The sequence below is a fragment of the Blautia pseudococcoides genome, from assembly GCF_001689125.2.
Lineage (GTDB): Bacteria > Bacillota > Clostridia > Lachnospirales > Lachnospiraceae > Blautia > Blautia pseudococcoides.
Map to the genome: position 1 here is coordinate 1,617,216 of NZ_CP015405.2, position 14,364 is coordinate 1,631,579.

The following is a 14,364-nucleotide window of genomic DNA, read 5'->3' on the forward strand; positions in this document are numbered from 1 at the left end:
AGCGCAATTGTTCCGTGCCTTCACAATTAACTGCTTCGCGGTGCACAGACTTACGCAGTCAGTCCCTCAACCGCTTTTTTCAATGTCTCAAGCCTTACAGCTGCATCCTTATCATTTTGCCCTCTTACGCCAATGTAAAATTTAATCTTCGGCTCCGTACCTGATGGACGGATACAGCACCATGCCGCATCTTCCAATTCAAAATACAGCACATTGGAGGCCGGAAGTCCTGTTGTCCCTTTCACATCTTTCGTCAAATCAATCCGTACATCTTCTTTATAATCTCTGAACTGCGTTACCTTTAATCCTCCGATGTTCTTTGGTATATTGTTTCGGATACTTTCCATCATAGATGCAATCTTCTTCGCACCATCCAGACCTTTCAATGTTACGGTACAGAGCCCTTCTTTATAAAAACCATAGGTTTCAAACAGCTTCTCCATCTGGTCAGCCAGTGTGATCCCCTGATATTTGCACCATGCGGCCACTTCACAAAGTGCCATAACCGCAGCCACCGCATCCTTATCTCTGGCATGCGTCCCGACAAGGCATCCGTAGCTCTCCTCATATCCGAATATGTATTCATGTTCATGATTCTGCTCAAAGAATTTGATCTGCTCACCGATATATTTAAATCCTGTCAGTGTTTCGATCAAATCCACATTATACGCTTTGGTTATCTCACGGGCCATCTTGCCCGACACAATGGTTGTAACAACCGCGCCGTTCTTTGGCAGCCGGTTCATTGCTTTCCTCTGTGACAGGATATACTCCAGGATCAGCATGCCGGACATATTGCCTGTGAAACTTACATATTCCCCTGTCTTTGTATTTTTCGCATATACCCCCAGGCGGTCTGCATCCGGATCTGTGGCAAGCACAATATCTGCATTCACTTCCTTTGCAAGTTTCAGGGCAAGTGAAAATGCATTCTTATCCTCCGGATTGGGGCAGGATACTGTGGGGAAATTCCCGTCCGGGAGCTCCTGTTCTTTTACAACATATACATGGTTGAAGCCAAGCTCTTTTAACACCCGCCGGACCGGAAGATTTCCTGTTCCGTGAAGGGGGGTGTATACAATCTTCAGACTATCTGCAACTTCTCTGATAACCTCGGGATGGAGTATCAGTTTTTTAAGCGCTTTCATATATTTGTCATCCATATCCGTGCCGATCACTTCATAAAGTCCCGCTTTTACTGCTGCATCTTCTGTTGTTGTCTTTACCTGACTGTAATCTGTAATCGCACTGACCTCTCCAATGATTTCCTTATCTTTCGGGTGCGTAATCTGAGCGCCGTCTTCCCAGTATACTTTGTAGCCGTTGTATTCCGGGGGATTATGGCTTGCAGTCACCACAACGCCTGCTGTACAGCCAAGCTCACGAAGAGCAAAGGACAGTATTGGTGTCGGGCGAAGGGACGGGAAAATATATGCTTTTATTCCATTTGCAGCCATACAAAGCGCCGTTTCTTTGGCAAACTCCGGGGACATATTCCGAGAATCATAGGCTATGGCAACACCCTTTTTCTCTGCCTTTTCCTTCAGAATGAAGTTTGCAAGTCCCTGGGTTGCCTTGCGGACAGTATAGATATTCATGCGATTTGTTCCGGCACCGATAATTCCACGAAGCCCGCCTGTACCAAACTCTAAATCTCTGTAAAATCTCTCTTCGATCTCTTTTTCATCTTCTGCAATGTTACGCAATTCTTCTTTCGTGTCCTCATCAAAATATGAGTCCTTCAGCCAAAATTCGTAAATTTTTCCTGCGTTCATTTTCTCTCCTATCTGCCTGCCCGGCCATCTCTTATATTTATCACTTCCATCCGATATTTCCTCTGCCCTATCTTCTTCCATCCGTTTTCGCTTTTACATACACTTTTTAAAAATTTTTCCGAACAGCTCGGCATTCACCCTTGCTGCCAGCGAAAACCCAGCCGTAAGATAAATGGGCGCCGTAAGCTGCATCACGGCTCCTCCTGCAAGGAAACACAGAACCGGGATCAGATTTACAAATACAATGAGAATGGTGCAGGGGAAATGCCTCACAGCCATGAAGGCTGCATTTCTCCAGATGTTTTTTGTAGTGTTTTCAAACTGTGCCTGTACCGGAAATACATAACTTGCAAAAATACACCACACACTAATCAAAACGCCTGTGCCTACGCCCCATATGCTCCATTCTCTTCCCAGATACATAACATCAAAGATCAGGACACCGCCAATAACTAAAAACGGCAGCCAGCTTGCAGTTCCCTGCTTCCACTCTTCTTTAAAAGCTTCCAGATATTCCTTCACCGGATAACTGCTCTCCTTCCTTACCCGCCGCAGCATCACACGGTAAAGAGCTGTCTGTGCTGTTCCGATTGTGATAACAGGAATGCAGGTAAGCAAAAATATTAAATTCAGCAAAATCATATCTCCCAGATTACCCATACAACAAAAAAATGGATGATCAATACTCAGTTTTTTCAATTTTGTTACCTCACTCTATTTTTATCCACAGATAAAATTTAAAAACTTCCGGCACTCCGCATGATTGATTCCTTCTTTCGGAAACACCAGAAGTAAGTTTTCTTTCTCTAATTCTTCGCTGCTATTTTTCAGATAATCCTGTAGTATGGTTTCGGATACAGAAACAGCAGATACACCATTCACATCCTGCCATTCTGTCTCCGTATCTGTTTTTTCCTGTTCAAGCTCCTCCGCTGAATAAAACTCGCCGCCCACTGACACACAGTACCGCAGGAAATCCTCTGACATTACGACTGCATCCAGTTCTCCGCCGGACCATTTAAAAAACAACTTGTCAAAAGAGCTTTCATTGGCATCCTCCAGATGATAGCCCGGATAAGAAATGTGGTAGTCAGAATCTATAACCACTGATTCTGCCTCCAGATCCGCTGCACGGGCAAATGCATCTTCCAGTTTTTCATCCCGTTCATAGTCAATACGCTGGTTGACCAATGCACATAAAAAGGCAGGAGGCTGTTCCGGGAAGACAAAATGAACAACTGAAAACACCACAATCCCTATGGCTGCCGCTATACCCAGCATGTGATACCAGTAATAGGTCAGTACATACTCTGCCCGTTCCCGGCCTGTCATGCCACTGGTATTTTCTTTGATTTTCTGCAATATGTTCATTCTCTCATCCCGTCCTTTCTCCTGTGTCTTACTGATTCAGGAGCCTCAGATTTTTTTTGATCAGATCACACCGCTGTTTTACGCAGTCCGGTGAGCGAAGGGGATCCTCCGGTGTACCAAAGAGATAATCCTCCAGCTTGTCAATGGTTGTTACGGCCACATGCATCCTTGTATCTGAGGATGCATAGTAGATATAAACATCACCGTTTTCTTTTGCTACAGCGCCGTTTGTAAATACCACATTGGATACATCACCAACACGCTCTTTCCCCAGCGGAACTAAGAATACTCCCGATGGTTTGGCGATAACTTTGTCCGGTTCTTTTAAATCCGTTCCGAAAAGGTAAAGCACATACCGCAGTCCGGCTGCTGTATTTCGCACTCCGTGTGCCACATGGATCCAGCATTTCTTTCCCCTGATCGGCACAGCCCCGGCTCCGTTTTTCGCTTCTGTCAGCGTGTGATATACTCTTCTGCTGATAATTTTTTCCTCATCGATCACTGCGTGGCAGATATCCTCACAAAGACCGAATCCAATTCCTCCGCCGCTTCCGGTTTCAATAAATCCGTCCATAGGCCGGGTATAAAATGCATACTTTCCGTCTACAAATTCCGGGTGCAGAACTACATTGCGCTGCTGCGCAGAACGAAGAGTCTTCAGGTTATCCAGACGCTCCCAGGTTTTGAGGTCTTTTGTCCTTACAATCCCTGCCTGTGCAACTGCAGCAGAAAGATCTGCGTCATCCGAATCCTTACTCTCTGAGCAGAAGACACCATAAATGTAACCGTCCTCATGCTTTGTCAGACGCATATCATATACATTGGTTTCCTCCGGACAGGTATCCGGAAGAACTACCGGATAGTCCCAGAAGCGGAATCCGTCAACACCTGTCTCACTCTCTGCCACCGCAAAGAAGGACTTTCTGTCAGCGCCTTCCACACGGGCTGCCAGATAAAATCTGCCGTTCAGCACAATCGCTCCTGAATTCATCACGGCATTCACTCCAAGGCGTTCCATAAAATACGGATTTGTCTCAGCATCAATATCGTACTTCCATGTGACCGGGATGTGCTCTCTTGTCAATACAGGATCTTCGTACCGGTCAAAGATTCCATTATAAAAGGAACTTTTTCTGTTTTTTCTCTGGATCATCTGCTCCAGCTTTGTCTGCTCTGCATAATATTGGGGATGAATCATTTTTCTGTCCTCCTGATAATCTCCATACACATTCTTCCATTGTGATACGGACATTTCCATGGTTCTGCAATTGGTTTCCCGCTAACTGGTTTTCCGCTTTTGTCCAGATCCCAGTACCACTCGGCACCTTCCCGTTCATCAATTACATATTCTTTGGTATAATTCCAGATATGTTCTGTAATCTCCAGGAAACGGGAATTTCCGGTTTTTTGATAGCAGTTATAGAATCCCACCATGGCTTCCGCCTGCACCCACCACACATGGGTCGTATCAACAACACCGAGAAAACACTCGTTATTCATTGCCTCTTGATTCATTGAAACATCACAAAGTGCACGCTCTGCAATTCTCTCAGCAATTCGAGTGGTATATTCCGATGTTTCCGCAAGAAGCTCTGCGTTTTGTTCATCCAGAGATTCCTGTTTCCCGTCACGAAGCACCTGTACTGCCCGGTCAAGCAGCCATGAGGCTTCAATATCATGTCCATAGGAATACAGATCCGAAATGGTCCGCATCTCTGTATCGAAAAACACTTCTAACTGCTGCGTATCCTCACGGTATACTTTTTCACGGAAAATCCGAAGACTTCTGTAAAGTGCTTCTTTCACCTTTTCATCTCCTGACACCCGGTAGAGTTCCGTATATGCCTCCAGCACATGAAGCAGTGTGTTCATGGTCTTATCTGCCAGCAGTCCGTTCTCAGACAGTTTTTCGTTATCCTCCGGTTTCCAGTCTCTTGTAAATGATTCCAGATAACCAAACGCATCGGTACAGGATTCTTCGATTCTGTGAAAGAGCTGCCAGGCCAGTTTAAGCGCTTCCCTGTCTTTCGATGCATCATAATAAGAAGACAAGGCATAAATTGCAAATGCCTGACTATATGTATGCTTTGTCTCATCCCCCGTTTTACCATCAAAGGTTACCGACCAAAATACACCGCCGCATTCCGTATCCCAGCAGTATTTTTTCAAAAAGTCATATGCATGTCTGGCATACTCCAAAAGCCCTGCATCTCCAAGTGTCATATACGCATTAGCAAAGAACCAGAGAATACGGCTGTTCAGAATGCAGCCTTTTTCACAGGTCTTGTCCACATGAAGCTCGAAATCCACATATCCGTAATAACCGCCGTATTCCTCGTCTTTCAGCTTTTCCCAGAAAGGAATAATATGATGTACAAGCTCCTGCTTTACTTCCTCTCTCATTCCCATACCTATCTCCTGCCAATCTCTGTATCGTTTTCTCTTACCATACTGTGTTCTTTGATATAAGCTGCCAGCTCATCTGCATAGGTAAATGCAAGGCATACATAGCTGTCTGCAGCGCCGTAATAGACTGCCATTTTATTTGTTTTACTGTCATGGATCGTGGCACACGGGAAGGTTACATTCGGCACAAATCCACGCTCTTCATACCATTCTTCCGGTGTCAGAAGGAAATTCTCACAGCGGTATTTTACAATGGATGGATTATCAATATCTAAAATCGCACCACCGATACTGTACACATATCCATTACAAGTTCCGCTGACTCCATGATAAATCAGGAGCCATCCTTCACTTGTCTCAATGGGAGCTGCTCCTCCTCCAATCTTCACTGACTCCCACCATTCACTGCTCTTGCCCATAACATGACGGTGTTTGCCCCAGTACACCATATCTTTACTTTCAGAGACAAAAATATCTCCGAATGGTGTATGGCCGCTGTCACTTGGCCGCGAGAGCATCATAAATTTTCCATCTATTTTTCGCGGGAAAAGAACCGCATTCCGGTTAAACGGAAGAAACGGGTTCTCTATTCTTGTAAATGTTTTAAAATCCGTGGTTTTTGCCATACCAATGGCTGCACCATAAAAATCCTGGCACCAAATGATATAGTATACGTCCTCAATTTTAACCAGACGGGGATCGTATGCATACACCGGCATAAATGGATCTCCATTTTCGTCAACAAAAGAAATCTTCTCTTTTTCAATTTCCCAGTGGATGCCATCTTGGCTTCTTCCCATGTAAATGTATGGGATCCCGTTCACCTGTTCCCCCCGGAACACACCGATAAAAGCACCTTCATAAGGAATCACGGCGCTGTTAAAGATTCTTGCCACCCCTTCTGCCGGATTTCTTCCGATGACCGGGTTTTCGCTGTAACGCCAGATAGGAGCACCTGTCAGTCCTTCCGGCTTTTCCTGCCATGGAACATTTGCCACTTCCGGGCTTATCAACTTAAATTTACTCATAATAGCTCTCCTTATTTTTCTTATTTATTATCCCTTGACTGCCCCTGCTGCCATTCCGCTGTATACCTGTTTCTGGAATACCAGGAAGAAGATCAGGATGGGAATAATCGTTATAATTACACCGGCACAGATATAGTTATACTGGTTACCGTAAGGTCCTGTAAAAGTATAAAGCGCTGTGGATATGGTCTTCAATTCCGGAAGCTGCAGATACAGGTTGGATGCGTAATATTCGTTATACACGCTGACACCTTTCAGCACCAGAGAGGTTACGATCGCCGGTTTTAAAAGCGGAAACAGAATCCGGAAGAATACCCCAAAATAGGTACAGCCATCCATGATCGCAGACTCATCCAGCGAGGTGGGCAGATTTTCAAAAAACTGCAGGAAAATATAAATGGAAATAATATCTGTTCCCATCAGCACGATCATGTATCCATACAGATGATTGATCAGATGCAGATTTGTCATGATTTCATAAATTGTCACCTGCATTGCGATACCCGGAAGCAGGGATGCAAACAGGAATAATCCTTCAATCATACCGCGTCCCGGGAATTTGAATCTGTTCAGTATATATGCCAGCATAGACCCCACAAATACGGAAACGGTAAGCACCACAAGCAGTACCACTGCCGTGTTCAGAAACCCTCTCAGCATGTTTGCCTTTTCTAAAGCAATCCTGAAATTTTCAAAATTGCCAAATGTAGCCGGCAAATCCAATGGTGAAGTCGCAGCATATTCTTCATTTGTCTTAAATGCAGTCAATATACACACACTGACCGGAACCAGTGCAATTACAGATGCAAGAATCAATGATATATATTTAATTACACTGAATATAATTGCAGCAGGTTTCATCTTCTTGAACTTCATCATCTGACTCCTCCTTTCGCCATTGCACGACGTTTCTTCTCTTCTTTCTTTCTACGTCTTACAGCTGCCTTGGACTCATCACTGCTGCCATCATCAAATGCATATTTGAAAAACAGCTTCTGTGCCACAGTACAGATAATGATGATCACCAAAAGTACCAAAGCCATTGCACAGGCAAGACCGACTTTCTGGTTTTCATGAGCAAGACGGTTCATAATAACGAAGTATGTACCGGTTCCCATCTGACCATTTGTGATAACATATGGCGGTTCAAATGCACTCAGAGAACCACTGATGGAAAGTATCAGATTCAGCACAATGATGGATTTGATACTTGGCATAATGATGTACCGGAACTGATGCCATTTGTTTGCACCGTCCAGAGATGCTGCCTCATAAAGATCTGTATCCACAGACATCATGGCTCCCAGGAATAAAATCATATTCTGTCCTGTATATCTCCATACAGAAGTTGCCACCAGGGCAAAGTTATTGATACTTTTATCCTGGAGCCACAGGGGGATATCTTCCAGATTCATACCAAATGCCTGAAGAATTGTATCCAGTACATATCCTCTTGCATAAAAGAACTTAAAAATAAAGCCAACTGCAATACCACAAATTAAGTAGGGGAAAAACATAGCTCCCTTAAATACAGATTCTCCTTTTACTTTGAACACCATCATGGTTGCAAAAAACAGCGACAGAGCTAGCTGAAGCACCGCGCCGCCCATGTAGTAAACACTGACGAATAAGGAACCAAAAATATCGGAGCGTTTAAATACATCCACATAATTTTTAATACCTACAAAAGTTCTGGCTCCCAGATATTTCATATCATAGAAGCTGAACTGAACCATCTTACCAAAAGGTATATAGGTAAACAAAAGCAGAAGGAAAAGGGGCAGAAACATAAACGTGCAAATAACCAGTCTCTTCTGAATCCTTCGGCTCCCAATCCACTCCTTAAAGCTTTTTTTATCTGTTTTCGGATCACTCATCGTTCTCTCCTTTCCAACAGGTCCGGCCAGTAAGGGCGGCCGCTTCTGCAGCCGTCCTTTGCCGGATATTATACGCTCATTTGTTGTAACTACTCTGTAATCTCCACACCGAAAGACTCCTGTGCGGATGTCCATTTTGCATTCCACTCATTCATCAGGTCATCCAGGGACTTGTTTCCGTAAAGCGCTGCTTCCAGAACCTCTCCTACCGGATAATCGCCGCTTAATACTTCAGCGGAATTACGGATATCATCGTAAAGACTTTCTTCGCCCTTCTGTGATGCATTATCAGAAAGCAATTCTACGCCATCGAACTCTGCCAGAGAATCCGGAAGCTCTTCCCCTTTCAGTGCCGGAATACTTCCCTCATCGTCAAAGATGGGTGACTCTTCCAGAAGCCATTTTACATAAAGCATGGCTGCAATTTGGTTATCTGTTGCTGCGCTTTTATTAATTGCATATGCATAATTTCCGCCGGATGCTGCAGACTGTTTTCCGTTTACAGTAATGGGGAATGGCATATATCCAATATTGTCCGCATTTGCAGGATCAATATCTTTAAACTGCTGTACACACCAGGAACCAAGTACCATGGAACCAATCTCACCATTATTGATCATTGCTTTGGAAGATTCCCAGTCGCTGGATGCGGGATCTTCTTCTACCAGTTTTTCTTTTACAGCCTCATATAAGGTATAGTAAACTGCATAAGGGCCGCTGTTTTCTTCATTCTTTGTGAATGGATCCTTTGCATGAAGCAGTTTGTTGTTTTTGTAATCCGGATCTCCGTTAGATGCAATTCCCACATAATCATTCCATGCTCCCATGGTCCAGCCTGCGGAGAAATTTGTATACAGAGGAATGGCATCTGTCTTTTCCTGGATCAGCTTCAGATCTGCAAGGAACTCATCCGGAGTCTTCGGCAGCTCTGTAATCCCTGCGTCTGCCCATACTTTCTTGTTATAAGCAACTCCGCCTGCTGTTCCTCCGTTTGGAATTCCGTATACAGTATCATCATAGGTTTTCTCTGTAACAAAATTATAAATTCCATTCAGAGTTTCATAATCTCCCAATGGAGTAAAATAGTTCCCTAATTCACCCTTATCCGCTGTAGATGGAATGAAACAAATGTCACCCCAATCTCCGCTGGTCAGTCGAAGTGTCAATGACTCTTCATAATCTGTCACCGCATCATATGTAACTTTGATATTCGGGTACATCTTCATGAATTCTTCTGCATATCCCTTATATACGCTGTCTACAATGTCAGTACGGTTGGTCAGGATCTTAATATCAGCCTTTAAATCCTTATAATCTTCTCCCAGTTTAATCTGGTCGATGGTTGGCACTTTGGTATTGGCAGTTCCTCCTGTCTTCTGGTCTTTTTCTCCGCATGCTGCGAGTGAAAACACCATGGCTGCCGCAAGTCCAAGACTTATCATTTTTTTGTTTTTCATAATTTTTCTCCTTTTAATCATATTTAATTTATTTTTAACTAAATTTAATTTTACATCACACGGATATTTTTTTCAAGTATTATTAACTTCATCAGGCGTTTTCGGCATATATCAAAATTTAAAACCAACTTTTTTAGTATATTTGTACAATTATATGGCTTAAACTCTACTTAATTTTAAATTTAATCATTTAATATCAATAAACCAATTCTGCCTGCCTTTTAATCTATGATCAGGGCAAATAAAAAACCCCTTTTAAAACAAGATTCATATCCTGTTCTAAAAGAGGTTTTACTCTTATCTGTATGCTATTCTTTCAACTTGACACTTCGCTTAATTACCATATGACCAGATACCACATCCATCCCTCTGCCGGACTTTGGATTACGAATTTGTTTTAATACCTTTTCCAGTGCCACCTTTGTCATAGCTCTGGTGTTTACTTCATAAGTGGTAATCTTTCTGTCCGCAAGTCCCGGATACAGATAGTTATCAAAACCAACGACCGAAATATCCTCCGGCACTCTGAATCCCCGCTGCTGGAGCTGTTCCATCACCATAACAGCCGCCAGATCACAGTTGCATACAAATCCCTTAGGCAGCTTTTTCGGCAGTTCAAAACCCATCTGCCCTACTTCATCACGGTCTTCGATCACCCACTCCGGATGGATATTCTTCCCGTGCAGCATCATGGACTTCATAAAACCACAGTAACGGTCCATAATACTGCTTGTAGCGAAAACAGATCCCACAAATCCCAATTCATCAATTCCCTGCTCGAATAGAAATTCTGTCATGAGAAACATTCCATAAAAGTTATCTGTTACTACTGCATCTTTGGCAAGCTCTTTGTCGTAAAAGTCAAGGAACACCACCGGAACCTGTGACATTAATTTTAATTTTCGTATATAATTCTTATCAATTTCTCCAAGCACGATCAGTCCGTCTACTTGTTTCTCCCCGATACAGGAGGGCATCCGCAGCGTCCTTTTCTCATCTTCCTTTTTCAACACCTCCACTGCAGTAAAGCAGTGCTTATCTGTCGCAACAACCGCCAGTTCCTGATACATCTTCCAGTAAAATGTGGTATACTGTGCCAGATAGTTCTCCGCGATCAATACCCCTATTGTCCGGAACTCTCCTGTCTCCTTCTCCGCCTTTTTAGCAGGTAATGCCAGATAGCCCATCTCCTGGGCAACCGCCTGGATCTCCTCCCGCAGTTCATGGCTGACTCCCTTATTCCCAGCCAGCGCATTATGCACAGTTACGGTGCTGACACCGGTTCTCTCTGCAATATCCGCCAGTCTTACTTTTGCCATTTTATGCACCTCTTTCGGTCTGTTTAATGCCTAAATTATAATTTTTTTAAGTTAAAATGTCAATCAATCTCTGTATTTCCCGTATGAAATTTTATAACTGTTCAGCAGGCCGGCACATTTATTACGCTGACCGTAAGAAAGCGTTCAGCGGCCAGGCAAAACTCCCATCGCCAAAGGCAATTTTGCACGGATTTTTACTCGTAACTATGAGGAAATTAAACAATTACGAAATTTTTATAAAATGATACAGCCTGCTTACCGCGTCTCCCCACATACCTTTGACCAGGAATCCACCCTTCATGAGCATTTCCCCTGTGTATTTTTCCTGCGTACCTTCCAGCATATACATTGCTGTCAGATCCAGTCCCTTCAGCCTTACTTTTCTGCTTCGGCTGTTTGCAACACCTCTGACCTGTACATAAGTCATCAACACCTCAGACCGGTCCTTTGCCGCTACCAGATAACAGTCATATTTTCCATTATCCGAGTAAGATGCAATACGGTAGTAATCTCCTTCCCGCACCAGATCATTGTATTTGTGATACAGTTCCGTCTGTTTCGGGATCATTTTGCGGTCCTCTTCCGGGATTTTGGTAATATCCAGCTCATATCCGAAAGTTCCTGCAAGAGCCACGTGCCCTCTTGTCTCAAATGGCGTGATACGCCCTACAGAATGATTCGGGCAGTCACTGACATGAGCTCCCATAGCAGAAAGCGGATAGAGCATTGCCGTTCCCTCCTGAATCTCCAGACGTTCTACTGCATCTGTATCATCGGAACACCAAATCTGCGGACTGTAGTAGAGCATTCCCGGGTCAAACCTGGCCCCGCCGCCGGAGCAATTTTCCAAAAGAAGTTCCGGAAACTCTGTCAGAAGCCTTTCCTGCATCTGATATACACCCAGCACATACCGATGAAACAGCTCCTGCTGAGCGTCCGCCGGCAGATAGGCACTGCCCATATCACTAAGCTGCCGGTTCATATCCCATTTCACATAGTCAATCGGAGCACTTCTGAGAATCTTGGCTACAGATTCATAGGCATACTCCACAACTTCCGGATTAGCCAAATCCAGCACATACTGTTCTCTGCTCATGGTAGCCTGACGCCCCGGAATCTGGATCGCCCAATCCGGATGTGCTCTGTAGAGTTCTGAATCCGGCGAGATCATCTCCGGTTCAAACCAGATTCCAAACTGAAGACCGATTTTTTTCACCTCTTCAACCAAATGACGAAGACCTCCGTTGATCTTCTCCTCATTGACAGTCCAATCTCCCAGAGAACAGTTGTCACTATTTCTCCTGCCAAACCAGCCATCATCCATGACGAGCATCTCAATTCCGTCCTTTTTGGCTTCTCTGGCAATATCCAACAGCTTTTCCGTATTAAAATCAAAATATGTAGCTTCCCAGTTGTTGATCAGGATTGGACGTTTTTTATTTTTATAGGGACTTCGGATCATGTGGTTTCGATAAAAGTCATGAAGAGATCTGGTCATTTTTCCATATCCTTCTGCCGAATAAACCAAAACCACTTCCGGTGCCTGAAATGCCTCTCCTTCCTTAAGATTCCAGCAAAATTCCTCCTTATGAATCCCCATCACCATACGCACTGCGTCAAATTGGGTCTTCTCTGCCTGGCCGATGAAATTTCCCGAATACACAAAATGCATCGCATAGACTTTCCCCTGTTCCTGTGTCGTACCCGGTGTTGCAAGTGCAAGAAACGGATGTTCCTGATGTCCGGACTCTCCCCTTGCAGACGAAACAAGCTGTTTCCCATATCCGATTCTCCTCTTTTGGATGTGGCGTTCTCTCGCCCATGATCCGCACAGCGTAATCATATCAAAGGACTCATCGTCCATATCCAGGCATGCACTATAGACTTTTTCTAATTTCAGATGCCGTTTTCCTTCATTTATAATTTTTACACTTCTTGTTATGACATCTTCTTTTTCAAAAACAGAATAGGCAAGAACAATTTTTACCTGCAGCACCGGATCTGTACAGGTGATTTCCAATGTCTGTACCTCATCCTCTGCTCCAAAAGAAGCCGGAAGACCTTCCAGGCGCGGCTTGCCGTCTCTGATCGTATACGACTCATACAGAAATTCACTTCCCATGCATCCGGCTTCATTCCGGATGTTAATACAGCTTTCACGGTAATCTCCAACCCCTCCTGAGGGATATTCCATAGGAAAAAAGTCAAGAAATGAAGATTTTTCTCTTGCATTCACCCCTGGTGTATAGGGGGGCTCTTCTGTCCTGAGAAGATAATACGCATCCTCCGCTTCCATCCGTTCTCCATAATAGATATGTCCTACATATCCCTCCGGGGAAACCCCTATTAAATAGGTCGTCTCCTTTGTGTCCAGCTTGAAAATTTTAGTTTCCTCGTTAAACTGAATTGTCATTTTATAATTCCTCCTACTTATTTTGAGTGTTGCTTCACTTCTTTTCTATATTTTTTTGTGCAGCTCCCCCGGCAGCAGCGCCTTCTCCCCATGGTCTTTTATTCATAACTAATGCTCCTCACAGTGCAAATGGGCAAAATATAATATCTTTTAAATAGTTTGCGTTTAATTTAATTTAACTTTTTTTAACTTAATTTCACTTTATCATTTTTTATTGCATCCGTCAATAGCTAAATGCTTGAGTTTCCGCAGTTCCGTCCACAGAACCACCATTGCTGTTTCTAAATATACATAACTTTTTAAAAATGCCAAAAATATGAGGAATCCTATTCCTTTTTGATGTAAAATTAAGCTACTAAACAAAAATCTCACTAAACAAAAAGAAAGGGGATTCCAAATGAAACGAGAAATTTTGACTTTTTCCAATAAATTTTCAAGAAAGCTTCCAAAACCTCGCTGTCGTCGATATGGATAACAGGCTGAGCAGGACACCACATTTTAGCTTCCTTGGGGGTGCCCTTTGCAAGATGCTGAGAAGGCGGTCAACGATGTTGATTTTCCTGGAGGTTTCATGAAGCTGATCTACAATATCAATTCAACCGGTACAGAGTAGCCGACTTTTCTCTGGGAACCTGATTCAGTTCATCCTAGAGAATAAAAAGTCATATCGTCTATATCTACAAGGATGTGCATAGTAACGAGTTTAACATGGCCTTCT

11 protein-coding genes are annotated in these 14,364 nt (G+C 43.6%); all 11 read right to left on the minus strand.

Going from position 1 to position 14,364, the window contains the following annotated elements; all coding sequences use genetic code 11:
- Window positions 1-50 precede the first annotated feature (50 nt).
- Window positions 51-1,775, minus strand: a complete 1,725-nt coding sequence (locus A4V09_RS07630; RefSeq protein ID WP_065544686.1) for a phospho-sugar mutase — start codon at window positions 1,773-1,775, stop codon at window positions 51-53.
- A 93-nt stretch (window positions 1,776-1,868) separates the two neighbouring features.
- Window positions 1,869-2,411 (minus strand): YesL family protein, encoded by a 543-nt coding sequence (locus A4V09_RS07635; protein ID WP_157766915.1) that lies wholly within the window; start codon window positions 2,409-2,411, stop codon window positions 1,869-1,871.
- An 84-nt stretch (window positions 2,412-2,495) separates the two neighbouring features.
- The gene (locus tag A4V09_RS07640) at window positions 2,496-3,146 is read right to left on the minus strand and encodes a hypothetical protein (protein ID WP_065541822.1); all 651 of its coding nucleotides are present in this window, start codon (window positions 3,144-3,146) and stop codon (window positions 2,496-2,498) included.
- 28 nt (window positions 3,147-3,174) lie between these two features.
- The gene (locus A4V09_RS07645; RefSeq protein ID WP_065541823.1) at window positions 3,175-4,344 is read right to left on the minus strand and encodes a glycoside hydrolase family 130 protein; all 1,170 of its coding nucleotides are present in this window, start codon (window positions 4,342-4,344) and stop codon (window positions 3,175-3,177) included.
- A complete protein-coding gene (locus tag A4V09_RS07650; protein ID WP_065541824.1) occupies window positions 4,341-5,555 on the minus strand; it encodes an AGE family epimerase/isomerase in 1,215 nt (404 codons plus the stop codon). Before A4V09_RS07650 ends, A4V09_RS07645 begins: the two co-directional genes overlap by 4 nt.
- A gap of 2 nt (window positions 5,556-5,557) precedes the next feature.
- A complete protein-coding gene (locus tag A4V09_RS07655) occupies window positions 5,558-6,580 on the minus strand; it encodes a glycoside hydrolase family 130 protein (RefSeq protein ID WP_065541825.1) in 1,023 nt (340 codons plus the stop codon).
- A gap of 27 nt (window positions 6,581-6,607) precedes the next feature.
- Window positions 6,608-7,459: a carbohydrate ABC transporter permease gene (locus tag A4V09_RS07660; RefSeq protein ID WP_330396530.1), complete on the minus strand. Its 852-nt coding sequence runs from the start codon at window positions 7,457-7,459 to the stop codon at window positions 6,608-6,610.
- Window positions 7,456-8,457: a carbohydrate ABC transporter permease gene (locus A4V09_RS07665; RefSeq protein WP_065541826.1), complete on the minus strand. Its 1,002-nt coding sequence runs from the start codon at window positions 8,455-8,457 to the stop codon at window positions 7,456-7,458. Before A4V09_RS07665 ends, A4V09_RS07660 begins: the two co-directional genes overlap by 4 nt.
- Window positions 8,458-8,546: 89 nt before the next feature.
- On the minus strand, window positions 8,547-9,914 hold the full coding sequence (locus A4V09_RS07670) for an ABC transporter substrate-binding protein (protein ID WP_065541827.1): 1,368 nt from the start codon (window positions 9,912-9,914) through the stop codon (window positions 8,547-8,549).
- Window positions 9,915-10,222: 308 nt separating this feature from the next.
- A complete protein-coding gene (locus A4V09_RS07675; protein ID WP_065541828.1) occupies window positions 10,223-11,233 on the minus strand; it encodes a LacI family DNA-binding transcriptional regulator in 1,011 nt (336 codons plus the stop codon).
- A gap of 223 nt (window positions 11,234-11,456) precedes the next feature.
- Window positions 11,457-13,646 (minus strand): alpha-galactosidase, encoded by a 2,190-nt coding sequence (locus A4V09_RS07680; RefSeq protein ID WP_065541829.1) that lies wholly within the window; start codon window positions 13,644-13,646, stop codon window positions 11,457-11,459.
- Window positions 13,647-14,364: the final 718 nt, after the last annotated feature.

Coding starts and splice junctions, on each gene's coding strand:
- A4V09_RS07660 (WP_330396530.1), bottom strand. CDS start 7,459: ATGATGAAGTTCAAGAAGATGAAACCTGCTGCAATTATATTCAGTGTA.
- A4V09_RS07640 (WP_065541822.1), bottom strand. CDS start 3,146: ATGAACATATTGCAGAAAATCAAAGAAAATACCAGTGGCATGACAGGC.
- A4V09_RS07645 (WP_065541823.1), bottom strand. CDS start 4,344: ATGATTCATCCCCAATATTATGCAGAGCAGACAAAGCTGGAGCAGATG.
- A4V09_RS07655 (WP_065541825.1), bottom strand. CDS start 6,580: ATGAGTAAATTTAAGTTGATAAGCCCGGAAGTGGCAAATGTTCCATGG.
- A4V09_RS07670 (WP_065541827.1), bottom strand. CDS start 9,914: ATGAAAAACAAAAAAATGATAAGTCTTGGACTTGCGGCAGCCATGGTG.
- A4V09_RS07665 (WP_065541826.1), bottom strand. CDS start 8,457: ATGAGTGATCCGAAAACAGATAAAAAAAGCTTTAAGGAGTGGATTGGG.
- A4V09_RS07675 (WP_065541828.1), bottom strand. CDS start 11,233: ATGGCAAAAGTAAGACTGGCGGATATTGCAGAGAGAACCGGTGTCAGC.
- A4V09_RS07680 (WP_065541829.1), bottom strand. CDS start 13,646: ATGACAATTCAGTTTAACGAGGAAACTAAAATTTTCAAGCTGGACACA.
- A4V09_RS07630 (WP_065544686.1), bottom strand. CDS start 1,775: ATGAACGCAGGAAAAATTTACGAATTTTGGCTGAAGGACTCATATTTT.
- A4V09_RS07650 (WP_065541824.1), bottom strand. CDS start 5,555: ATGGGAATGAGAGAGGAAGTAAAGCAGGAGCTTGTACATCATATTATT.